The sequence below is a fragment of the Kocuria sp. CCUG 69068 genome, assembly GCF_020833785.1.
Classification (GTDB): domain Bacteria; phylum Actinomycetota; class Actinomycetes; order Actinomycetales; family Micrococcaceae; genus Kocuria; species Kocuria rosea.
Genome location: NZ_PDDL01000063.1, coordinates 1 through 21464 on the forward strand (window position 1 = coordinate 1; position 21464 = coordinate 21464).

General features: G+C 70.9%; 22 protein-coding genes and 1 tRNA gene. 20 read left to right on the forward strand and 3 right to left on the reverse strand.

Translation table 11 applies throughout. From position 1 onward, the window contains the following. From CRM73_RS12320 to nrdF, 20 genes are all read left to right on the forward strand, one after another. The coding region (locus tag CRM73_RS12320; RefSeq protein ID WP_229587890.1) for a hydroxyethylthiazole kinase at window positions 1–217 on the forward strand (217 nt) is incomplete at its 5' end. After that, window positions 214–897, forward strand: coding sequence for a thiamine phosphate synthase (thiE, locus tag CRM73_RS12325; protein ID WP_229587892.1), 684 nt, complete (start codon window positions 214–216; stop codon window positions 895–897). The genes CRM73_RS12320 and thiE, both read left to right, overlap by 4 nt. After that, on the forward strand, window positions 894–2429 hold the full coding sequence (locus tag CRM73_RS12330) for a bifunctional hydroxymethylpyrimidine kinase/phosphomethylpyrimidine kinase (RefSeq protein WP_229587894.1): 1536 nt from the start codon (window positions 894–896) through the stop codon (window positions 2427–2429). Before thiE ends, CRM73_RS12330 begins: the two co-directional genes overlap by 4 nt. Window positions 2430–2649: 220 nt before the next feature. Next, on the forward strand, window positions 2650–2961 hold the full coding sequence (rplU, locus tag CRM73_RS12335) for a 50S ribosomal protein L21 (RefSeq protein ID WP_017834600.1): 312 nt from the start codon (window positions 2650–2652) through the stop codon (window positions 2959–2961). A gap of 60 nt (window positions 2962–3021) precedes the next feature. Beyond that, complete coding sequence (gene rpmA, locus CRM73_RS12340) at window positions 3022–3279, forward strand: 50S ribosomal protein L27 (protein WP_017834601.1); 258 nt, start codon at window positions 3022–3024, stop codon at window positions 3277–3279. 142 nt (window positions 3280–3421) lie between these two features. Continuing rightward, entirely contained in the window at window positions 3422–4981 is a 1560-nt protein-coding gene (obgE, locus tag CRM73_RS12345) for a GTPase ObgE (RefSeq protein WP_133410785.1), read from the forward strand. 143 nt (window positions 4982–5124) lie between these two features. Then, complete coding sequence (gene proB, locus CRM73_RS12350) at window positions 5125–6378, forward strand: glutamate 5-kinase (protein ID WP_035930013.1); 1254 nt, start codon at window positions 5125–5127, stop codon at window positions 6376–6378. Further along, complete coding sequence (locus CRM73_RS12355; RefSeq protein ID WP_031283629.1) at window positions 6375–7733, forward strand: glutamate-5-semialdehyde dehydrogenase; 1359 nt, start codon at window positions 6375–6377, stop codon at window positions 7731–7733. The genes proB and CRM73_RS12355 overlap by 4 nt, the downstream gene beginning before the upstream one ends. A 122-nt stretch (window positions 7734–7855) precedes the next feature. Beyond that, on the forward strand, window positions 7856–8104 hold the full coding sequence (locus CRM73_RS12360) for a hypothetical protein (RefSeq protein ID WP_017834605.1): 249 nt from the start codon (window positions 7856–7858) through the stop codon (window positions 8102–8104). Window positions 8105–8171: 67 nt separating this feature from the next. Beyond that, the gene (gene nadD, locus CRM73_RS12365; RefSeq protein WP_306460803.1) at window positions 8172–8846 is read left to right on the forward strand and encodes a nicotinate-nucleotide adenylyltransferase; all 675 of its coding nucleotides are present in this window, start codon (window positions 8172–8174) and stop codon (window positions 8844–8846) included. Beyond that, window positions 8846–9724 (forward strand): hypothetical protein, encoded by an 879-nt coding sequence (locus CRM73_RS12370; RefSeq protein ID WP_109244354.1) that lies wholly within the window; start codon window positions 8846–8848, stop codon window positions 9722–9724. The genes nadD and CRM73_RS12370 overlap by 1 nt, the downstream gene beginning before the upstream one ends. A 116-nt stretch (window positions 9725–9840) precedes the next feature. Continuing rightward, entirely contained in the window at window positions 9841–10251 is a 411-nt protein-coding gene (rsfS, locus tag CRM73_RS12375) for a ribosome silencing factor (RefSeq protein WP_035930004.1), read from the forward strand. A gap of 110 nt (window positions 10252–10361) precedes the next feature. Beyond that, window positions 10362–10437, forward strand: a tRNA-Ala gene (locus CRM73_RS12380). A 240-nt stretch (window positions 10438–10677) separates the two neighbouring features. Then, the gene (gene fdhA, locus CRM73_RS12385) at window positions 10678–11895 is read left to right on the forward strand and encodes a formaldehyde dehydrogenase, glutathione-independent (RefSeq protein ID WP_031283632.1); all 1218 of its coding nucleotides are present in this window, start codon (window positions 10678–10680) and stop codon (window positions 11893–11895) included. A gap of 106 nt (window positions 11896–12001) precedes the next feature. Continuing rightward, the gene (locus CRM73_RS12390; protein ID WP_017834609.1) at window positions 12002–13072 is read left to right on the forward strand and encodes an App1 family protein; all 1071 of its coding nucleotides are present in this window, start codon (window positions 12002–12004) and stop codon (window positions 13070–13072) included. Between the two features lie 42 nt (window positions 13073–13114). Next, window positions 13115–14626: an aldehyde dehydrogenase family protein gene (locus tag CRM73_RS12395; protein WP_229587896.1), complete on the forward strand. Its 1512-nt coding sequence runs from the start codon at window positions 13115–13117 to the stop codon at window positions 14624–14626. Between the two features lie 298 nt (window positions 14627–14924). Further along, a complete protein-coding gene (gene nrdH / locus CRM73_RS12400; protein ID WP_109267973.1) occupies window positions 14925–15161 on the forward strand; it encodes a glutaredoxin-like protein NrdH in 237 nt (78 codons plus the stop codon). 74 nt (window positions 15162–15235) lie between these two features. Then, on the forward strand, window positions 15236–15733 hold the full coding sequence (nrdI, locus tag CRM73_RS12405; RefSeq protein WP_229587898.1) for a class Ib ribonucleoside-diphosphate reductase assembly flavoprotein NrdI: 498 nt from the start codon (window positions 15236–15238) through the stop codon (window positions 15731–15733). Continuing rightward, the gene (gene nrdE, locus CRM73_RS12410; protein ID WP_035929990.1) at window positions 15730–17889 is read left to right on the forward strand and encodes a class 1b ribonucleoside-diphosphate reductase subunit alpha; all 2160 of its coding nucleotides are present in this window, start codon (window positions 15730–15732) and stop codon (window positions 17887–17889) included. The genes nrdI and nrdE overlap by 4 nt, the downstream gene beginning before the upstream one ends. A gap of 91 nt (window positions 17890–17980) precedes the next feature. Further along, window positions 17981–18979 carry a class 1b ribonucleoside-diphosphate reductase subunit beta gene (gene nrdF / locus CRM73_RS12415; RefSeq protein WP_017834614.1) on the forward strand — a complete coding sequence of 333 codons (999 nt, stop codon included), beginning with the start codon at window positions 17981–17983 and terminating at the stop codon, window positions 18977–18979. Window positions 18980–19088: 109 nt separating this feature from the next. Here nrdF and CRM73_RS12420 read toward each other — a convergent pair whose 3' ends face one another. The 3 genes from CRM73_RS12420 to CRM73_RS12430 all read right to left on the reverse strand — a co-directional run bounded on the left by CRM73_RS12420 (window position 19089) and on the right by CRM73_RS12430 (window position 21064). Next, complete coding sequence (locus tag CRM73_RS12420; protein ID WP_229587900.1) at window positions 19089–19814, reverse strand: TIGR02206 family membrane protein; 726 nt, start codon at window positions 19812–19814, stop codon at window positions 19089–19091. A 54-nt stretch (window positions 19815–19868) separates the two neighbouring features. Continuing rightward, complete coding sequence (locus tag CRM73_RS12425) at window positions 19869–20291, reverse strand: hypothetical protein (protein WP_229587902.1); 423 nt, start codon at window positions 20289–20291, stop codon at window positions 19869–19871. A 152-nt stretch (window positions 20292–20443) separates the two neighbouring features. Next, window positions 20444–21064, reverse strand: a complete 621-nt coding sequence (locus tag CRM73_RS12430) for a dihydrofolate reductase family protein (RefSeq protein ID WP_229587904.1) — start codon at window positions 21062–21064, stop codon at window positions 20444–20446. Between the last annotated feature and the right edge of the window lie 400 nt (window positions 21065–21464).

The following is a 21464-nucleotide window of genomic DNA, read 5'->3' on the forward strand; positions in this document are numbered from 1 at the left end:
GGGCGCCCTCATGGCGGCGTTCACCGCCGTGCGCACGGACCCGGCCGCCGCGGCGGTGGCCGCCACCACGGTGTACACCCTCGCGGCCGAGGACGCGGCCGCCGACTCCGCCGGGCCCGGCTCCTTCGCCGTGGCGCTGCTCGACCGGCTGCACGCCGTCACCCCGGAGGGGATCGCCGCCCGGGCGGAGCTCGTGCGCGAGGAGGTCTCCCGGTGAGCCCGCGCCTCGACCCCGCGGCCCTGTCCCTGCACCTGGTGACGGACACCGCCCTGAGCGCCCCCCGGGCGGTCCCGGACGTCGTGGCCGCCGCCGTGCGCGGGGGAGCCACCATGGTCCAGGTGCGGGAGAAGGACGCCCCGGTCCGCGAGCTCGTCGCCCTGCTGACGGCCGTCGCCGAGCGCGTGGGCCGGGAGGTGCCCGTGCTCGTGGACGACCGCGCCGACGTGTACCTCGCCGCCCGCGCGGCCGGCGCCCCCGTGGCCGGCGTGCACGTGGGCCAGTCGGACCTGCCCGTGGCGCTCGCCCGGGAGATCTGCGGCCCGCACGCCGTGCTCGGCCTCAGCGCCGCCACGGCGGAGGAGCTCGATGCCGCCGCCGCGCTGCCGGCCGGGACGGTCGACTACCTGGGCGTCGGGGCGGTGCGGGCGACCCGCACCAAGCCCGACCACCCCGAGCCGCTGGGCGTCGCGGGCTTCGCCCGCGCCGCGGCCCGCACGGTCCTGCCCTGCCTGGCCATCGGCGGGGTGCGGGTCGAGGACGCCCCCGGCCTGCGCGCCGCCGGCGCCGCGGGGCTGGCCGTGGTCTCCGGGATCTGCGCCGACCCGGACCCCGCCGCCGCGGCCGCCCGCTACCTGCGGGCCTTCGCCGCCGTGCCCGCCGGGGAGGTGGCCCCGTGACCGCCCGCGTGCCCCGCGTCCTGGCCATCGCCGGCACCGACCCCACGGGCGGCGCCGGCCAGCACGCGGACCTCAAGTCGATCGCCGCGATGGGCGGCTACGGGATGAGCGCCGTCACCGCCGTCGTCGTCCAGAACACCGTGGGCGTGCGCGGCATCCACGTCCCGCCGGTCGAGTTCCTCTCGGCACAGCTGGACGCGGTCGCCGAGGACGTCGAGATCGACGCCGTCAAGATCGGGATGCTCGGGTCCGTGCCGGTCATCGAGGCCGTCACCCGGTGGCTCGGGACCCACCGGCCGCCGGTCGTGGTCCTGGACCCCGTCATGGTCGCGACCTCCGGGGGCCGCCTGCTGGAGCGCGAGGCCGAGGACGCCCTGCGCGAGATGCTCGGCCTCGCCGACCTGATCACCCCGAACCTGCAGGAGCTCGCCGTGCTCGCCGGGGAGGACATGGCGTCGTCGTGGGACGAGGCCCTGGCGCAGGGCCACCGCGTGGCCCGCGCCCACGGCACCCTGGTGCTCGTCAAGGGCGGGCACCTCACGGGGGACCGGACGCCCGACGCGCTCGTGGGCCCGGACGCCCCCGAGTCCCTCGTGGCGTTCGACGGGGCCCGCGTGCCCACCGAGAACTCCCACGGCACCGGCTGCTCCCTCTCCTCGGCCCTGGCCACCCTCCAGGCCCGGCACGGGGACTGGCCCCGGAGCCTGCGGATCGCCCGGGACTGGCTGCGCGGCGCCCTCGAGGCCGCCGGGGACCTCGACGTGGGCCACGGCAGCGGGCCCGTCCACCACTTCCACCACGTCCAGGACGCCCTCGAGAGCTGGGGCACGGGCCCGGAGCGGTTCACCGACGAGCTGTGGGAGGCCTCCGCGGCCGTGCGGCGGGAGATCGAGGAGCTCGAGTTCGTCCGCCTCCTCGGCGACGGCCGGCTCGAGCCGGACCGCTTCCTCGCCTACCTCGACCAGGACCTGCAGTACCTCGACGGCTACAGCCGGGCGCTGGCACTGCTGGCCGCCAGGGCGCCCGACGAGGAGCAGCGGCTGTTCTTCGCCGCCGGCGCCGTGTCCTGCACCGAGACCGAGGCGCAGCTGCACCGGGCCCGGCTGCGGCACGCCGGGGACGGCGGCGCCCGGGCCGGCAGTGCCCGGGACGGCCTCGGCGAGGTGACGCGGCGCTACACCACGTTCCTGCTCGCGGCCACCGCCGCCGAGCCCTACCCGGTGGGCCTGGCCGCCGTGCTGCCGTGCTACTGGGTCTACGCGGACGTGGGCCGGCACCTGAACGAGCTCGCCGCGGCCGACGGGACCGACGGGCACCCCTACGCGGACTGGCTGGCCACGTACGCGGACGAGGGGTTCCAGGAGGCCACCCGCACGGCCCGCCGGCTGCTCGACGACGCCGCCCGGGCGGCCCCGGCGGACGTCCGGGCGAGGATGCGGGAGGTGTTCCTGGAGGCCTGCGCGCTCGAGCGGGACTTCTTCGCCGCGCCGGTGGCGGAGCGCCGGTTGGCGGGCGCTGACCGGATCGAGTAGTCTTGATCTTCGGTGCCCTGCCGGTGCGCGCGTGTAAAAACTCGACACCCCACCTGGCGGCACATGCGGGTGCAGTTCCTGAATTGCGGCGAACCTGCGCTGACCTCGGCCTAGTCCCACGGGCCGGTCACCGTCAGCTCGTCTCAACGTCGTTGGTCCTGACAGGTATGCGCTCGACCCACACTGTTTACACATGACGTCGAGAGAAGTGAGTTCCCAAGTGGTGTACGCGATTGTCCGCGCTGGCGGCCGCCAGGAAAAGGTTTCCGTCGGAGACCTCGTTACCCTTGACCGCGTCGCCGGCGGAGCAGGCAGCACCATCGAGCTCCCTGCCCTGCTGCTGGTCGACGGGGACAAGATCACCTCGGATGCCCAGACCCTGGCGAGCGTCAAGGTCACGGCCGAGATCGTCGAGAACCTCCGCGGTCCCAAGATCTCCATCCAGAAGTTCAAGAACAAGACCGGCTACAAGAAGCGCCAGGGCTTCCGTGCCGAGCTGACCACCGTGAAGGTGACCGGCATCGACGCCTGACCGGCCCGGTCCCCGTCCAGACTCCACCAGCCAGTAAAGATCCGAAGGTAGGCACACCTCATGGCACACAAGAAGGGCGCGAGCTCCACTCGCAACGGTCGCGACTCCAACGCGCAGTACCTCGGCGTGAAGCGCTTCGGCGGCCAGACCGTCAACGCCGGCGAGATCCTCGTCCGGCAGCGCGGCACGCACTTCCACCCCGGCCTCAACGTCGGCCGCGGTGGCGACGACACCCTGTTCGCCCTGGCCGCCGGTCAGGTCGAGTTCGGCACCCGCCGGGGCCGCAAGGTCGTCAACATCCAGGCTGCCGCAGAGTAGTCCACAGGGCCGGCGCTGCCGGCCCCGGTGCGGGTCACGACCCGCACCACCCATGTTTGGTCTGTAGAGGGTGGGTGCGTCCAGCGCCCGCCCTCTACAGTCTTAACGTGGCCCGTCCGTTCTTGAACCAGAGGAGTTCCCCGTGGCCAGTTTCGTCGACCGCGTCGTCCTGCACGTCTCCGGCGGCTCCGGCGGGCACGGCTGCGTGTCCATCCGCCGCGAGAAGTTCAAGCCGCTCGGCGGGCCGGACGGCGGCAACGGGGGGGACGGCGGCAGCGTGGTGCTGCGCGTGGACGGCCAGACCACCACGCTGCTGAACTACCACCACGCCCCGCACCAGTCCGCCCCCAACGGCGGACCCGGCAAGGGCGACCTCCGCCACGGGCACAAGGGCGAGGACCTCGTCCTGTCCGTGCCCGACGGCACCGTGGTCAAGGACCAGGACGGCAACGTCCTGGCCGACCTCGTGGGCCAGGGCTCCGAGTTCGTGGCCGCCCCCGGCGGGCAGGGCGGGCTGGGCAACGCCGCGCTGGCCTCGGTCAAGCGCAAGGCCCCCGGCTTCGCGCTCCTCGGCACGCCGGGCTCGGCCCGGGACGTGGTCCTGGAGCTGAAGTCCATCGCCGACATCGCCCTGGTCGGCTACCCCTCTGCCGGCAAGTCCAGCCTGATCGCCGCGATCAGCGCCGCTCGCCCCAAGATCGCCGACTACCCGTTCACCACGCTCGTCCCGAACCTCGGCGTGGTGGAGGCCGGGGACGTGCGCTACACCGTGGCGGACGTCCCGGGCCTGATCCCCGGCGCCTCCGAGGGCAAGGGCCTGGGGCTGGAGTTCCTTCGCCACGTCGAGCGCTGCGCCGCGCTCGTGCACGTCCTCGACTGTGCGACCCTCGAGCCCGGGCGGGACCCGGTCTCCGACCTCGAGACGATCGAGGCGGAGCTCGCCGGCTACGCCGTCGACGGCGACCTCGACGGCGGCCAGGCGGTGCCGCTCAACGACCGGCCCCGGCTCGTGGTGCTGAACAAGATCGACGTCCTCGAGGCCCGGGAGCTCGCCGAGTTCGTACGGCCCGAGCTCGAGTCCCGCGGCTACCGCGTGTTCGAGATCTCCACCGCCTCCCACGAGGGGCTGCGGCAGCTGACCTTCGCCATGGGCGAGGTCGTGCAGGAGGCCCGGGCGGCCCGCCCCGCCCCGGCGGAGGCCCCGCGGGTCGTGCTGCGACCCAAGGGGGTGCGCGGACCCGAGTTCACCATCACCCGGGAGGAGCGCAACCTCGAGCCGCTGTGGCACGTGCGCGGCGACAAGCCCGACCGGTGGATCCTGCAGACCGACTTCAACAACGAGGAGGCCGTCGGCTACCTCGCCGACCGGCTCGCGAAGCTCGGCGTCGAGACGGAGCTGTTCAAGCAGGGCGCCCGGCCCGGCGACGCCGTGCTCATCGGTCCCGAGGACGACGGCGTGGTCTTCGACTGGGAGCCCACGATGGTCGGCGGCGCCGAGCTGCTGGCCGGGCCCCGCGGCACCGACCTGCGCTTCGCGGACATCGACCGTCCCACCCGCGAGCAGAAGCGCCAGCAGTACCAGGACCGCAAGGACGCCAAGGCCGCCGCCCGCGCCGAGCTCGAGGCCGAGCGCTCCGCCGGGGTGTGGACCGAGTCGGTCGACGCCCGGCGCGGCGAGGCCCCGGCCGGCACCGACGACTGAGCCCGCCCGCGGGGCGGACCGCGGCCGCACGTGCCGGACGCCCCGCGGCCACCACCCGACGACCGACCCGCCACACCGACTGACCCGACACACCGACTGACCGACACACCGACGACGCCCACCGGACGAGGGAGACGCCCAGGATGAACGAGCAGACGAACGAGATCGACGTCGAGCAGCTCGAGGAGGTCGCGGAGAAGTCCGCGGTCCAGCTCAGCAGCGAGAACCGCGGCAAGAACCGGCGCAGCCCCATCGAGCGCCGCGAGGACATCCCGCGCGCCCACCGCGTGGTGGTCAAGGTCGGCTCGTCCTCGCTGACGTCCATCGAGAGCTCGATCGACGAGCAGGCCGTGCGGATGATCGTGGACGCCCTCGGCGAGACGAAGGCCCGCGGCATCGAGCTCGTGTTCGTCTCCTCGGGCGCCATCACGGCCGGCCTGGCGCCCCTGGGGCTGTCCCGGCGGCCGAAGAACCTGGCCGGCAAGCAGGCGGCCGCCGCCGTGGGGCAGGGCCTGCTCATGGGCCGCTACATCGAGTCCTTCGCCCGCTACGGCGTCACGGTGGGCCAGGTGCTGGTCACCGCCGAGGACCTGATGCGGCGCAGCCACTACAAGAACACCCACCGCCAGATCGAACGGCTCCTGGACTTCGGGGTGCTGCCCATCGTCAACGAGAACGACGCCGTGTCCAGCCAGGAGATCAAGTTCGGCGACAACGACCGGATCGCCGCCCTGATCGCCCACCTGATCAAGGCCGACGTCCTGCTGCTGCTCTCCGACGTCGACGCCCTCTACACCATGGACCCCCGCAAGGGCGGGGAGCGGATCCCGGTGGTGAACGATCCCATCAAGGATCTCGAGGGCGTGCAGATCGGGTCGGTCGGCCGCGCCGGCGTCGGCTCCGGCGGCATGGTCACCAAGGTCCAGGCGGCCCGGATCGCCGCGGCCTCGGGCATCCCCGCGCTCGTCACCTCGGCCCAGAACATCACCCGCGCCCTGGACGGCGAGGACGTCGGCACCTGGTTCGCGACCTCCGGCGGGCGGCGCAACGTCCGGCTGCTGTGGCTGGCCCACCTCGCGGACATCAAGGGCTCCCTGACCCTGGACCCGGGCGCCGTCGAGGCGATCCGCGACCGCAACTCGCTGCTGGCCGCCGGGGTCACCGGCGTGTCCGGGACGTTCGAGGCGGGGGAGCCCGTCTCGCTGCGTGACCAGGAGGGCAAGGAGATCGCCCACGGGCTCAGCAACTACTCCTCGGACGAGATCCCGCCGATGCTCGGCAAGTCCACCTCCGTGCTGGCGGAGGAGCTCGGGGACGACTACAGCCGGGAGCTCGTGCACGTGGACAACCTCGTGGTCCTGCGCGCCCGCGGCGCACGGACTAAACTGAAGAAATGACTTCCGCCGCACACGATTCCGTGACCACCGACGAAGCCACCCGCACGACCGGCAAGGCGGTCGTGACCGACACCGGCGTCATCGCCACCTTCGGGGAGGACCCCGTCGCCGGCGTCGCCGCGATGGCCGACGACGCCAGGGACTCCGCCCGCGTCCTGGGCCGCGCCACCCGGGCCTGGAAGGACCGGGCGCTGCTCGCCATCGCCGACCGCATCGAGCGCAAGCAGGACGTGGTGCTCGCCGCGAACGCCAAGGACCTCGAGCGCGGCCGCGTGAACGGGACCTCCACGGCCCTCCTGGACCGGCTCAAGCTGGACGCCGAGCGGATCACCGGCCTGGCCGAGAGCCTGCGCGAGCTCGCCGCGCTGCCCGACCCCGTGGGCGGGTTCGTCCGCGGCAGCACCCTGCCCAACGGGCTGCGGATGCGCCAGGTGCGCGTGCCGATGGGCGTGGTCGGCGCCATCTACGAGGCCCGCCCCAACGTCACCGTGGACATCGCCGGGATCGCCCTGAAGTCCGGCAACGCGGTGCTGCTGCGCGGCGGCTCGGCCGCGGAGGAGTCCAACCGGGCCCTCGTGGGCATCATCCGGGACTCCCTGGCCGACGTGAAGCTGCCCGTGGACTGCGTCCAGAGCGTCGACGAGTACGGCCGCGAGGGCGCGAACGCGCTCATGGCGGCCCGCGGGAAGGTCGACGTCCTCATCCCGCGCGGCGGGCACGGTCTGATCCAGTCCGTCGTCCAGAACGCCAAGGTCCCCGTCATCGAGACCGGCGAGGGCAACGTCCACCTCTTCGTCGACCACTCGGCGTCGAAGAAGATGGCCGTGGACGTGGTCGTCAACTCCAAGACCCACCGCACGAGCACGTGCAACACCACGGAGACCCTCCTGCTGCACCGCGGCTTCGAGCACGGGGCCGCCGTGCTCGCGGCCCTCGACCGGGCCGGCGTCACGCTGCACGTGGACGAGCGGGCCGAGGCCCTGCTGCCGGCCGGCAGCCACCACCTGCGCGCCACCGACGAGGACTGGGGCACCGAATACCTGTCCATGGACCTGGCCGTGAAGGTGGTGGACTCCCTGGACGAGGCGCTCCAGCACATCGACCGGTGGTCCACCCGGCACACCGAGGCGATCGTGACCAACGACCTCGCCTCCGCCGAGCGGTTCGTCGCCGAGATCGACGCCGCCGCGGTCATGGTCAACGCCTCCACCCGCTTCACCGACGGGGGCCAGCTGGGTCTCGGCGCCGAGATCGGCATCTCCACCCAGAAGATGCACGCGCGCGGACCCATGGGCCTGGAGGAGCTGACCACCACGAAGTGGATCGTCCAGGGCGACGGGCACGTCCGCGCCTGAGCCCCGGACGCGGCGGGCCCGCCGCGGATTCAGTACGATGAGAGCCGTCCGGGCCAGCCGGCCGAGGCGGCAGGGCCGTCCACCGACCACCCGCCGCCACGCCGGCGACAGAAGGGATCCCCATGTTCCAGCAGACCGTCACCACCGTCCTCGCAGCCGCCGAGGGCGGGCACGCCGCCGCCGAGGCCGGAGTTCCCCCGTGGGTCTGGGGCGCCTCCGTATTCGTCGTGCTGATCGGCCTCATGGTGGTGACGCTCTCCTTCGCGAACCGGGGCCTCAGCCCGGAGGTCGGCCAGCACCAGGACCCCGCCGACCTGCCCGCGGACGAGCGAGCCATGCTCGACGAGTACGCGGCCAAGCGCCACGGCTGAGCCGGGGAACCCCATCGTCGTGACGACCGCTCCGCAGGACACCGCCGCCCGGACCCGGGGCCTGCCCCTGACGGGCACGGCCGTCCCGCCCCGGAGGCCGGGCCGCACCCGGCTCGGCGTCATGGGCGGGACGTTCGACCCCATCCACCACGGCCACCTCGTGGCCGCGTCCGAGGTGGCGGGGGAGTTCGACCTCGACGAGGTCGTGTTCGTCCCGACCGGGCACCCCTGGCAGAAGGCCGCCGGGGCGGTGAGCCCCGCGGAGCACCGCTACCTCATGACGGTGATCGCCACGGCCTCCAACCCGCGGTTCACGGTCAGCCGGGTGGACATCGAGCGCGACGGTCCCACGTTCACGGTCGACACCCTGCGGGACCTGAAGCGGCAGCGCCCGGAGGCGGACCTGTTCTTCATCACGGGCGCGGACGTCATGGCGGAGATCCTGACGTGGAAGGGCGCCGAGGAGCTCTGGCAGCTCGCCCACTTCGTCGGCGTCACCCGGCCGGGCCACGACCTGGCCGCGCCCGTGGGCTCCAGCGGCGTGAACCTGCTCGAGGTGCCCGCGATGGCGATCTCCTCCACGGACTGCCGCGCCCGCGTGGCCGAGCACAAGCCCGTCTGGTACCTCGTGCCCGACGGCGTGGTGCAGTACATCAACAAGTACGGCCTCTACCTCGGACCCGAGGACGGGACGACGACGGACCACGTCGGCGCCCGCGGCGTCTCGGCGAAGGCACCCTGATGGCCGGCGAGGACGACGTGCGGGACGGCGCCGCACCGGACCCCGACCGGGCCCCGGCGCCGCCGCCCTCCGGACCGGCGCCCATCATCGACCTCGGGGGGGACGGCGTGCCGGTCCGCCCCGTCAAGCCCCTCGGGCCGCGGCGGCTGGCCCGTCTGCAGCGCGAGCTGGCCGAGCGCGCCCGCGAGCTCGAGGAGGCCGGCGCCGGCCCGGCGGACCCCGAGCTGCTCGAGAAGCAGCGCCGGTTCGCGGAGCTCGCCGCCCAGGCCGGCGCCGCGCAGGCCGACCCGGGCGCTGACACCGCGGTCCGGGAGCCGGTGGCGGCTCCGGAGGCCCCGGCGCCCGGCTCCGCACCGCCCGGCCCGGGGCAGCCCGCTGCGGCCCCGCGTCCTCCGGCGGTGCCGGAGGACCCGCAGGAGCCGCTCGAGCAGATCACCGTCGTGTTCCCCGGCGGCGGCCCGGACGGGCCGGACGAGCACGTGTCCCACGACCCGGTGCACGTCGACCCGGCCCTGTTCAGCAACCGGCTCGCCCCGGAGGACCTGGCGGCGCTCACGCACATCGAGATCGTCGCGCCCACGGATCCCGAGCACCACGGCTCCACACCGGTCGCGCCCGCCGCGGCCGGTGACCACGAGGAGCACGGGCACGCGGAGGACCCACCGGCTCCGCTGGGGGCCGTTCCGTCCGGGCCCGCGGCGTCGTGGCCCGCGGCCGAGGACGATCCGCCGGCCGCCCCCGTGCCGGCCAGCACCGCCGAGGGGCTCGAGCTGCTGGAGCCCCGGGAGTACCGCCGCCGCACGAACGGCGCCTGGTGGTTCCTGCTGCTGGCGGTGCTCGCGGCCCTCGCCGTCGTGCTCGTGCTGTTCGTGCTCTGAGCACCCCGCCGGCTCCACCGCACCGACCGTTCCCGCACCACCCGTACCTGCACGACTCCTCCACTCCAACCGTCCCCACGGGACGGGACCTCCGGTTCGCCGGGAAAGGATCCTCCTTGACTGTCAACGATCTCTCCCTCTCCATCCTCCAGGTCGCGGCCGCCGCGGCGGACGCCAAGCAGGCCCACGACATCGTGGCCCTCGACGTCAGCGAGGCCCTGGGCATCACCGACGCCTTCCTCGTCGCCTCCGCCTCCAACGAGCGGCTCGTCAACGCCGTGGTCGACGAGATCGAGGAGAAGCTCGTCGAGCGCCTCGAGCTGCGCCCGATCCGCCGCGAGGGCCGCTCCGAGGGCCGCTGGGTGCTCCTGGACTACGGCGACGTCGTGATCCACGTGCAGCACGACGAGGACCGGGCGTTCTACGCCCTCGAGCGGCTGTGGCGGGACAGCCCCGTGGTGGACCTCGGACCGCTCTCCAACCGGACCGCCGCGGCCCCCGCCACCGACGATTTGCCTGGAGCCTGATCGGCTGTCTACTATGAATGCGTTGCCCAGCGAGGCGCGGGAACAACCGGAACAGGGTGACTGAGAAGGAGCCCGTGAAGGTTGTGATAGTGTCTCCGAGGTAACGACCTGGGGCTGTGGCGCAGCTGGTAGCGCATTTGCATGGCATGCAAAGGGTCAGGGGTTCGAGTCCCCTCAGCTCCACCAGGACGAAAGAGCCCGTTCCGCATCACGCGGGGCGGGCTCTTTCGCGTCTTCTCAGCTTCCTTCCCTTCCGTTCGTTGACGCGTCCTGTTAGCGTCAGCACCACCGGCGGCCGTCCTCCGTGACCCGGGTCACAGCGAGCTAGAGGCCACAGCGTGGGGAGTTCCGTCGGGGACAAGGGCGTCGACGGTGGAGACCCACCGTGGACGCCCGTGACGGACATCCACCACGGAAGAGGTCATGATGGCAGGGAACAGAGCGGTCGCCTACAAGGGTCCCGGCAAGGTCGAGGTCATCGACACCGAGTACCCGGAGTTCGATCTCAAGGACGCGCCGGGGATCAACCCGGCCAACATCGGCCGGAAGGTCCCGCACGGGGTCATCCTCCGGACCGTGGCCACCAACATCTGCGGCTCGGACCAGCACATGGTGCGCGGGCGCACCACGGCCCCCACGGACCTGGTCCTCGGTCACGAGATCACGGGCGAGGTCATCGAGTGCGGGCCGGACGTCGAGTTCATCAAGGTCGGGGACATCGTCTCCGTCCCGTTCAACATCTCCTGCGGCCGGTGCCGCAACTGCAAGGAGCGCAAGACCGGCATCTGCCTCAACGTCAACCCGGACCGGCCGGGCTCCGCCTACGGCTACGTGGACATGGGCGGCTGGGTCGGCGGTCAGGCCGAGTACGTGCTGGTGCCCTACGCGGACTGGAACCTGCTGAAGTTCCCGGACCGGGACCAGGCCCTGGAGAAGATCATGGACCTGACCATGCTCTCCGACATCCTGCCCACCGGCTACCACGGCGTGGTGACGGCCGGGGTGGGCGTGGGCTCGACCGTCTACATCGCCGGTGCCGGACCGGTGGGCCTGGCCGCGGCGGCCTCGGCGCACCTGCTGGGAGCCGCGGTGGTGATCGTGGGCGACATGAACGAGCAGCGGCTGGCCCAGGCCCGCAGCTTCGGCTGCGAGACCGTCGACGTCTCGAAGGGCTCGCCCGCCGAGCAGATCGAGCAGATCCTGGGTGTCCCGGAGGTCGACTGCGGCGTGGACGCCGTCGGCTTCGAGGCCCGTGGGCACGGCAAGGACGCCTCCCACGAGGCCCCGGCCACCGTGCTCAACTCCCTGATGGACATCACCGCCGCCGGCGGGGCGCTGGGCATTCCGGGCCTGTACGTCACCGGGGATCCCGGAGCCGTGGACGAGGCCGCGAAGAAGGGGTCCCTGTCGATCAGCCTCGGCACGGGATGGGCGAAGTCGCTGTCCTTCACCACGGGGCAGTGCCCGGTGATGAAGTACAACCGGCAGCTGATGATGGCGATCCTGCACGACAAGATCCAGATCGCCAAGGCCGTCAACGCCAAGGCCATCCCGCTGGAGGAGGCGCCGCAGGGCTACGCCGAGTTCGACGCCGGGGCGGCCACCAAGTACGTGCTCAACCCCAACGGCTACATCAAGAACTAGTCCGCGGACCCCGACCGCCCGCGGGGCGGGCCGCACCGGACCTCCGGCGCGGCCCGCCCCGCGGGCGCCGCCGTGTCCGCGGTGTGCCCTGTGGAAGACTGGGCGCATGGCCAAGAAATCCAGCAGCTCGGAGCTCAAGCAGACCGTCGACCAGGTCGCCGAGGAAGCCATCAACGTGGGCTACCGCCTCGAGCAGCGGCTCCACCGGTTCCGGCAGCGGCGCGCCGAGGCCCGCGGGGACATCCCGGTCATGGTGGCCTTCGAGGGCTACGGCTCCGAGCACCACGTGCGGGTCCTGGGCCGGGCCCTGCTGAAGACCCGGGGGCTGATCGAGTCCACCGACGAGAGCGCCGAGTCCATCCGCGGCTGGCGCTCGTTCACCTCCGTGCCCATCGCCTTCGCCCACGTCAACATCTGGATCGACGAGTTCGAGTTCCACCTGGTGGCCGACAAGGGCGGGGTGGTCGACGTCGACCTGCAGGTGTCCCTGGCCCCCGGCGAGCACACCGTGTGGATGCAGACGGAGGGCTCCGAGACGGTCGAGTCCCGCGTGTTCGTCGTGGCCGACGAGCAGCGCATCGGGGTGGTCTCCGACATCGACGACACCGTCATGGTCACGGCCCTGCCCCGGCCCATGCTGGCCGCCTGGAACTCGTTCGTGCTCAACGAGCACGCCCGCACGCCCACCCCCGGGATGGCGGTCATGATGGACCGGCTGCTGCACCGCCACCACGAGGCGCCGTTCCTCTACCTCTCCACGGGGGCGTGGAACGTGGCGCCGACCCTGCGCCGCTTCCTCACGCGCAACGCCTACCCGGCCGGGGCCCTGCTGCTCACCGACTGGGGACCCACCACGGACCGGTGGTTCCGGGCCGGGGCCGCGCACAAGGTGCAGAACCTCGAGCGGCTGGCCCGCAATTTCCCGCACGTGCGCTGGATCCTCATCGGCGACGACGGCCAGCACGACCCCGAGATCTACAGCGGCTTCGTGCACCGCTATCCCGAGCACGTGGCCGCCATCGTGATCCGCAACCTGTCCCCGGCGGAGGCCGTGCTGGCCGGCACCCCGCTGGTCAACGAGGAGCGGCGGGTCACCATCCCCGAGGGCACGCTGTGGATCGAGGGCAACGACGGCGCCTCGATCTCGCGGCAGCTCGCGGAGCACGGCCTGCTCTGACCGGCGGGCTGCGGCGTCCGAGCCGGGCCCTACCCTGGACCCATGACCAGCACCCGCAGCACCCTCCCCGCCCCCGCACCGGCAGACGACTCGGCAGACGTCCCGGCGGACCCCTCGGCAGACTTCCCGGCGGACTTCCCGGCCGTGGACGCCGCCGTCGCCGGTGCCCGGGCGGCCTTCGTGCCCGACGTCGACCTCGCGACCCGGCTGGACCGGCTGCACCGGCTCGAGGACCTCGTGCGGGAGAACCGGACGGTGCTCGAGGAGGCGCTGGCCACCGACCTCGGCAAGCCCCCGGCGGAGGCGTGGCTGACCGAGCTCGGCTTCACCCTCGAGGAGATCGCCGGCATCCGCAAGGAGCTCGGCCGCTGGATGACCCCGGCCCGCGTCCCCGTCCCGCTGAGCCTCGCCCCGGCCCGCTCCCGCGTGGAGCACCAGCCGCTCGGGACCGTGCTCGTGATGGCGCCGTGGAACTATCCCGTCCAGCTCGTCCTGAGCCCGCTGGCGGGAGCGCTCGCCGCCGGCAACACCGTCGTCGTCAAGCCCTCCGAGGTCTCCGCGACCGTCTCCGGGGTGCTGGCCGAGCTGCTCGAACGCTATCTGGGGGACTGCGTGCGCGTGGTCGAGGGCGGCGTGCCGGAGACCACGCGACTGCTCGAGCACCGCTTCGACCACGTCTTCTACACCGGCAACGGGACGGTGGCCCGGATCGTGATGGCCGCCGCGGCCCGGCACCTGACCCCGGTGACCCTCGAGCTGGGTGGGAAGTCCCCGGTCTGGGTGGACGGCTCGACCGACCTGCGCACCGCCGCCCGGCGGATCGTGTGGGGGAAGTTCCTCAACGCCGGCCAGACCTGCGTGGCCCCGGACCACGTGCTCGGCACCCCGGAGACGCTCGCCGCTCTCGAACCGGAGCTCCTGCGGGCCGTGGAGGAGCACTACGGCGAGGACCCGTCCCGCAGCGACTCCTACGGGCGGATCGTCACCGGGCGCCACCTCGACCGGCTGGTGGGGCTCCTGGAGCAGGTCCCCGCCCACGACGTCGTCTGCGGCGGGACCGCCGAGCCGGGGGAGCGCTACCTCGCGCCCACGGTGGTGCGCTCCGCCCCGGACGGCCCGCTCATGGCCGAGGAGCTCTTCGGCCCCGTGCTGCCCCTGGTCCCGGTCGCCTCCGCGGAGCACGCCGTCGAGCTGATCACCGCCGGGGACAAGCCGCTGGCCCTCTACGTGTTCTCCGAGGAGCGCTCGGTCAAGGAGCTGTTCCGCCGGCGCACGTCCTCCGGCGGACTGTCCTTCAACGCCCCGCTGCTGCACCTGACCAGCCCCGAGCTGCCGTTCGGCGGCGTGGGGGAGAGCGGCACCGGCGCGTACCACGGGAAGTTCTCGTTCACCACGTTCTCCCACGCGCGCGCGGTCCTGGACAAGCCGCTCGCCCCCGACACGCTGCGGGTCGTCTACCCGCCCTACCGGGGCCTGCGGGCCCGCCTGGCGGCCGCGGCGGTCGGGCTGCGCCGGCCCCGCCGCCGGACCCGACACGCCGTGTCCGAAAATTAATCCTGTCCACCGGCCGGGGGTCCCGCGGTGCGCACAGCCTGTGCACAACGGGACCCCGGCGGCGGGATTCCGCGACCCCCCGCGGAGGCCGCCTGTGGATGGCCGGCGGTGGTTCTGGGGATAGCGAGAGAGGAGCTGTGGACAACCCTCACCACTGCATCTAGGGGTCGCTTCCCCTTCCTGGCACTAGATGTAGTATTGAAATCAGCCACCCGGAGAGACTCCTTCACCGCCGCAGACCCTGCGGAAGTCCCGGATCTCCCCCACAAACCACCCGATCGACCAAGGGGAAACAGCGATGTCCGTGACCGTGTACAGCAAGCCGGCCTGCGTCCAGTGCAATGCCACCTACCGGGCCCTGAGCAAGAAGGGCATCGAGTACAACGTCGTCGACGTCACCGAGGACGAGGCCGCCCTGGCCCACGTCCTGGCCCTCGGCTACCAGCAGGTCCCGGTCGTCGAGACGGCGACCGAGCACTGGTCCGGCTACCGCCCGGACAAGATCACCTCCCTGGCCGTCCTCCTCTCGGCCTGAGGCCGGAGCGCCTCCCGCTTCCCCGCGGCGCCCCGGTCCATCCACCACCGACCCCATTTCGGAGCGCGGAAGCAATGAGCACGCACCACCCCGGCACCCGTCCCGGGACCGCTCAGCAGGACCACGGCGACACCGCCGCGGCACCGGACAGCCACGCCCCACTGGTGGTCTACTTCTCCTCGGTCTCCAACAACACGCACCGCTTCGTCGAGAAGCTCGACGCCCGCGTGCTGCGCCTTCCTCTTCTGACCGGGGAGGAGCCCCCCGAGATCACCGAGCCCTTCGTGCTGGCCGCCCCGACGTACGGGCGGCCCAACGGCAGCGGGGCCGTCCCGCCGCAGGTCGTGAAGTTCCTCAACAGGGAGACCAACCGGCGGTTCCTGCGCGGCGTCATCGGCGCGGGGAACACCAACTTCGGGTCGGCGTTCTGCCTGGCCGCGGACAAGATCGCGGCCAAGTGCGGCGTCCCCGTCCTCTACAAGTTCGAGCTCATGGGCACCCCCGAGGATGTCCACCAGGTAAATCAAGGATTGGAACAGTTTTGGCGACAATTTCCGCAGCTCCGGGCGTGAGCGTCGAGCCCGGCCACGAGGACACGCGCGTTCCCGAGAAGTACCGGGGCCTGGGCTACCACGAGCTCAACGCCCTGCTGAACCTCTACGACGCCGACGGGCACATCCAGTTCGACGCCGACCGGCAGGCCGCCCGGCAGTACTTCCTGCAGCACGTGAACAACAACACCGTCTTCTTCCACGACCTCGAGGAGAAGCTCGACTACCTGGTCTCGCACCAGTACTACGAGCCCGAGGTCCTGGCGAAGTACAGCATGGAGTTCATCAAGGAGCTCTCCAAGCGGGCGTACTCCCAGAAGTTCCGCTTCGAGACCTTCCTGGGCGCGTTCAAGTTCTACACGTCCTACACGCTGAAGACCTTTGACGGCCAGCGCTACCTCGAGCGCTTCGAGGACCGCGTGGTCATGGTCTCCCTCTACCTCGCCGACGGCAACGAGCTGCTCGCCACGCAGCTGGTCGACGAGATCATCTCCGGGCGCTTCCAGCCGGCGACCCCCACGTTCCTCAACGCGGGCAAGCAGCAGCGCGGCGAGCTCGTCTCCTGCTTCCTGCTCCGCATCGAGGACAACATGGAGTCCATCGGGCGGTCGATCAACTCCGCCCTGCAGCTGTCCAAGCGCGGCGGCGGCGTGGCGTTCGCGCTGACCAACGTCCGCGAGGCCGGGGCCCCGATCAAGAAGATCGAGAACCAGTCCTCGGGCATCATCCCCATCATGAAGCTGCTGGAGGACTCGTTCTCCTACGCCAACCAGCTGGGCGCCCGCCAGGGCGCGGGCGCGGTGTACCTGCACGCCCACCACCCGGACATCTACAGCTTCCTGGACACCAAGCGGGAGAACGCGGACGAGAAGATCCGGATCAAGACCCTCTCCCTGGGCGTGGTCATCCCCGACATCACGTTCGAGTTGGCCAAGAAGAACCAGGACATGTACCTGTTCTCCCCGTACGACGTGGAGCGGGTCTACGGCATGCCGTTCTCCGACGTCAACGTGTCCGAGAAGTACCACGAGATGGTCGCGGACGGCCGGATCACCAAGAAGAAGATCAACGCCCGCGAGTTCTTCCAGACCCTCGCCGAGGTCCAGTTCGAGTCCGGCTACCCGTACGTCATGTTCGAGGACACGGTGAACCGGGCCAACCCGATCGACGGCAAGATCATCATGTCCAACCTCTGCTCCGAGATCCTCCAGGTCTCCGAGCCGTCCACGTACCACGAGGACCTGAACTACGACGAGGTCGGCAAGGACATCTCCTGCAACCTCGGCTCCCTCAACATCGCGCTGACCATGGAGTCCCCGGACTTCGGGCAGTCCGTGGAGACCGCGATCCGCGGGCTCACCGCGGTGTCGGACATGTCCGACATCACCTCGGTGCCCTCGATCGAGCGCGGCAACCAGATGTCCCACGCCGTGGGTCTCGGGCAGATGAACCTGCACGGCTACCTCGCGAAGGAGCACATCCACTACGGCTCCGAGGAGGGCCTCGACTTCACGAACATCTACTTCTACACGGTCACGTACCACGCGGTCCGCGCGTCGAACGAGATCGCGAAGGAGCGCAAGGCGGTGTTCGCCGGCTTCGAGCGGTCCCAGTACGCGTCGGGGGAGTACTTCACCAAGTACACCGACCGGGACTGGGTCCCGGCCACCGGGCGGGTGCGGGAGCTGTTCGCCGAGGCGGGCGTGCACATCCCCACCCGGGCGGACTGGGAGCAGCTCAAGGCCTCGGTCATGGAGCACGGCATGTACAACCAGAACCTGCAGGCCGTGCCGCCGACCGGGTCGATCTCCTACATCAACAACTCGACGTCCTCGATCCACCCGATCGCCTCGAAGATCGAGATCCGCAAGGAGGGCAAGCTGGGCCGCGTGTACTACCCGGCGCCCTTCATGAACAACGAGAACCTGGAGTACTTCCAGGACGCGTACGAGATCGGCTACGAGAAGATCATCGACACCTACGCCGCGGCCACCCAGCACGTGGACCAGGGCCTGTCGCTGACCCTGTTCTTCAAGGACACGGCCACCACCCGGGACATCAACCGCGCGCAGATCTACGCGTGGCGCAAGGGCATCAAGACGATGTACTACTCCCGCATCCGCCAGCTGGCGCTGGAGGGCACCGAGGTCGAGGGCTGCGTCTCCTGCATGCTCTGACCGCCGGAGCCCCGGCGACCACCCCACAACTCCCCGCGCGCGTCCGCAGGACGCGCGCGGGGGTCCACCCCGTTCGAGGAAGAGACAGATCATGACTCTGGAGAAGAGCGAGAGCATCGACAAGGTGCAGCTGCTCCACCACCAGGCCCAGGCCATCAACTGGAACCGGATCGAGGACCCCAAGGACGACGAGGTCTGGGACCGGCTGACCGCGAACTTCTGGCTGCCCGAGAAGGTGCCGATCTCCAACGACGTCCCCTCGTGGAAGACCCTCACCGCGGAGGAGCAGCAGCTCACCATGCGGGTGTTCACCGGTCTGACGCTGCTGGACACCATCCAGGGCACCGTGGGCGCCGTCTCCCTGATCCCGGACGCCGTCACCCTGCACGAGGAGGCGGTGTACACCAACATCGCGTTCATGGAGTCGGTGCACGCGAAGTCCTACTCCTCCATCTTCTCGACGCTGTCCTCCATGAAGGAGATCGACGACGTCTTCCGCTGGTCACGGGAGAACCCGTACCTGCAGAAGAAGGCCGACATCATCATCAAGTACTACAAGGGCGACGACCCGCTGAAGAAGAAGGTGGCCTCGACCCTGCTCGAGTCCTTCCTCTTCTACTCCGGGTTCTACCTGCCCATGTACTGGTCCTCCCGGGCCAAGCTGACGAACACGGCCGACCTGGTGCGCCTCATCATCCGTGACGAGGCCGTGCACGGCTACTACATCGGCTACAAGTTCCAGCGGGCCATGGCCCTGGAGTCCCAGGAGCGCCAGGACGAGCTGAAGCTCTACACCTACGAGCTGCTCGAGGAGCTCTACGAGAACGAGGTGCGCTACACCGAGTCCCTCTACGACGGTGTCGGGTGGACCGAGGACGTCAAGAAGTTCTTGCACTACAACGCCAACAAGGCCCTGAACAACCTGGGCTTCGAGGCGCTGTTCCCCAAGGAGATGACGGACGTCTCGGCGGCCATCCTGTCCGCGCTGTCCCCGAACGCCGACGAGAACCACGACTTCTTCTCCGGCTCGGGCTCCTCCTACGTGATCGGCAAGGCCGTGAACACGGAGGACGAGGACTGGGACTTCTGATCCCGGCCTGAACCATGCGGACGACGACGGCGGTCCGGTCCACCTTCCCGAGGTGGGCCGGGCCGCCGTCGTCGACAGGCATGACTCGATGCCCTGGTGCCGTGCTGCCTCAGCCTGCCGCGCCGACCCGGGGGTCGGCGGTGCTCTGTCGCCGGATCGTCCAGGGCCAGGTGATGAGCGCCCAGGCCACGGCGATGTTGAGGAACTCGACCAGCAGGTACCACGGCCAGGGTCCGAGCAGGTCGAGGATCGAGGGGTTGTCCGGCTTGCCGTTGAGGAAGCCGTAGTTGGTCCCCAGCCAGTTGTTGAGTCCGAAGGCAGCCGTGGCCCACGTGACGGTGACGACCATGGCCAGACGGTAGCTGCCCCAGCTGATGCGGCCGCCGCGTCCCCAGATCAGGTACAGGGTGGCCCAGAGGACCAGGATGTGCTGGACCCAGAGGTCGATGAAGTCGATGTGGGGGAAGTCCGGCGAGTCGAGTGCCGGGGTGAGGATGGCCTGCGGGTTGAGAGTCAGCCCCCAGTAGTAGGTGAGCGCCGTCGCCCAGCGGGCCCGTGTCCAGAGGGCGATGGCGGCGACCATCCACGCGAGGTCCGAGAGGTGGACCGGCAGAGAGACGTGGACGTCGAAATTGGCCGGCACCGACCGGTGGACGAGCATCGTCACCGTGTACGCGGTCAGCACCGCGGCGAAAGCCCGCGAGAACACCACCTCGGCCGCGGAGTCCCGCAGGCGGCGGCCCAGCATCACCACGAGCACAGCCCCGAGGGCGCAGACGCCCAGAGCGGCCCAGTGAGTGGGGCCGTAGGGTACGAAGACCTCCTCGTTCGGCATCGCCGTCCCCCCTCCACCGGGTCTCCTGGGTGGTGCGCCCGTGAGGCCAGGACATCAGATCCGGTCGTCCAGGGCCATGGGCGGGGCAGTGTGGACCGGAACCGGCGCCGGACCGCCGTCCGAGCTCTTGGCCTTGCCCTGACCGATGCTGCGGGTCACGGAGACCAACTGGTAGGGCCTCTTGGCCCGGGGCCGCGTGTCACGGCGGAGCAGCGCCACCCATCCTTCGCCGGCAACGTCGATCTGCTTCAAGGGCCGGGTGAGGTAGCTGACCACCGTCGGCGGCGTGGTGGATCGATCGATGCGGACCCCGCCGACGAGACCTGTGTTGAAATCGCGGGTCCAGGCGTTCTTCGCCGGCGTGGCCGAGGCAATGTGCTCTGCGAACTCCGACGGCACCACGAAGGTCGCGATCCTGCCTTCCACACCCTGCAGCCGCAACGGCACCCGGTACCGCGGTGCCTCCAGCTCGTCCATCCCAGGCCCTTCTTCGCGGGTTCGGACGGCCGCATTATAGCGGATCCCTCTGGATGTCTTCCTCCACGTGATCGACGCGGCGGCGGCACCGGTCACCCGGAGACCCGGTTGCCGGTGAGAGGGATGCGGAGATCAGGGCGTCACGGAGTCGTTCACCGCGTCGGCTGGGAGACGTCCACGCCGGTGACCGGGTCGCCGGCCCGCTCGTAGACGAGCGAGACCGCTCCCTTCGGGAACGCCCGCGGCGGCTGCGCCAGGGTGAAGGCGGCCGGGACGGTGCCGTCGCCGAAGACGCGCTTGCCCGAGCCCAGCACCAGCGGATAGAGGAGCAGGTTCAGCCGGTCGACGAGGTCGTCCTTCAGCAGCGTCCGCACGAGGTCGCCGCTGCCGATGACGTGGATCTCGTCGAACCGGTCCTTGAGGGCTCGCACCTCGGCGGCGACCTCCGTCAGCACCGTGGTTCCCTCCCACGACGGGTCGGTCAGCGTGCGGGACACGACGAACTTCGGCACCGTGTTGAACTTCGCGGCGATCGGGTCGGCGTCGCCGTGGTCCGGCCAGTAGCCGGCGAAGATGTCGTAGGTCCGGCGACCGAGCAGCAGTGCGTCGATGCGCTCGATCCCGGCGCCGATCGTCGCGCCCGATTCGTCGTCGAAGTACGTCCCCTGCCAGCCGCCGAGCTCGAAGCCGCCCGCACGGTCCTCTTCGGGCCCGCCCGGCGCCTGGTAGACGCCGTCGAGGGTGAGGAAGAGGTCGACCTGTATGATGCCCATGACGTGGTCCTTCGGTGTGCTCCGACGACATCCGTGGTGCCCAGTTTTTCGCCACGGGATCCGGGGGTCAACCCGTTGCCCCCGGATGACGGCGCGCTCCCGCGCGAGCGAGGATCCTCGTGCGTCCTCAGCACGAAGCGCGGGCTCGTCGGCCTCAGAACGGCGGGTTTGTCCGGCGGGGATCGTCCGGTGCTGCGTGCTCGGCCGGACCCGGGAGTGGAGGGCTGCCGGGCGGTCACGGCGGTGTTCCGTCGTCGGCTCCGAGCCGTTAGCTGTGATGTCCAGGGAGGTTGTCCCGCCGCAAGGCGGTGAGTCGGGCTGACACGGGAAGGCCTCCGGTAGTGAAGTGGAGCTGTCTAGTTCACCGCTTCACCCACCGGAGGCCTTCATGTCCCACGTT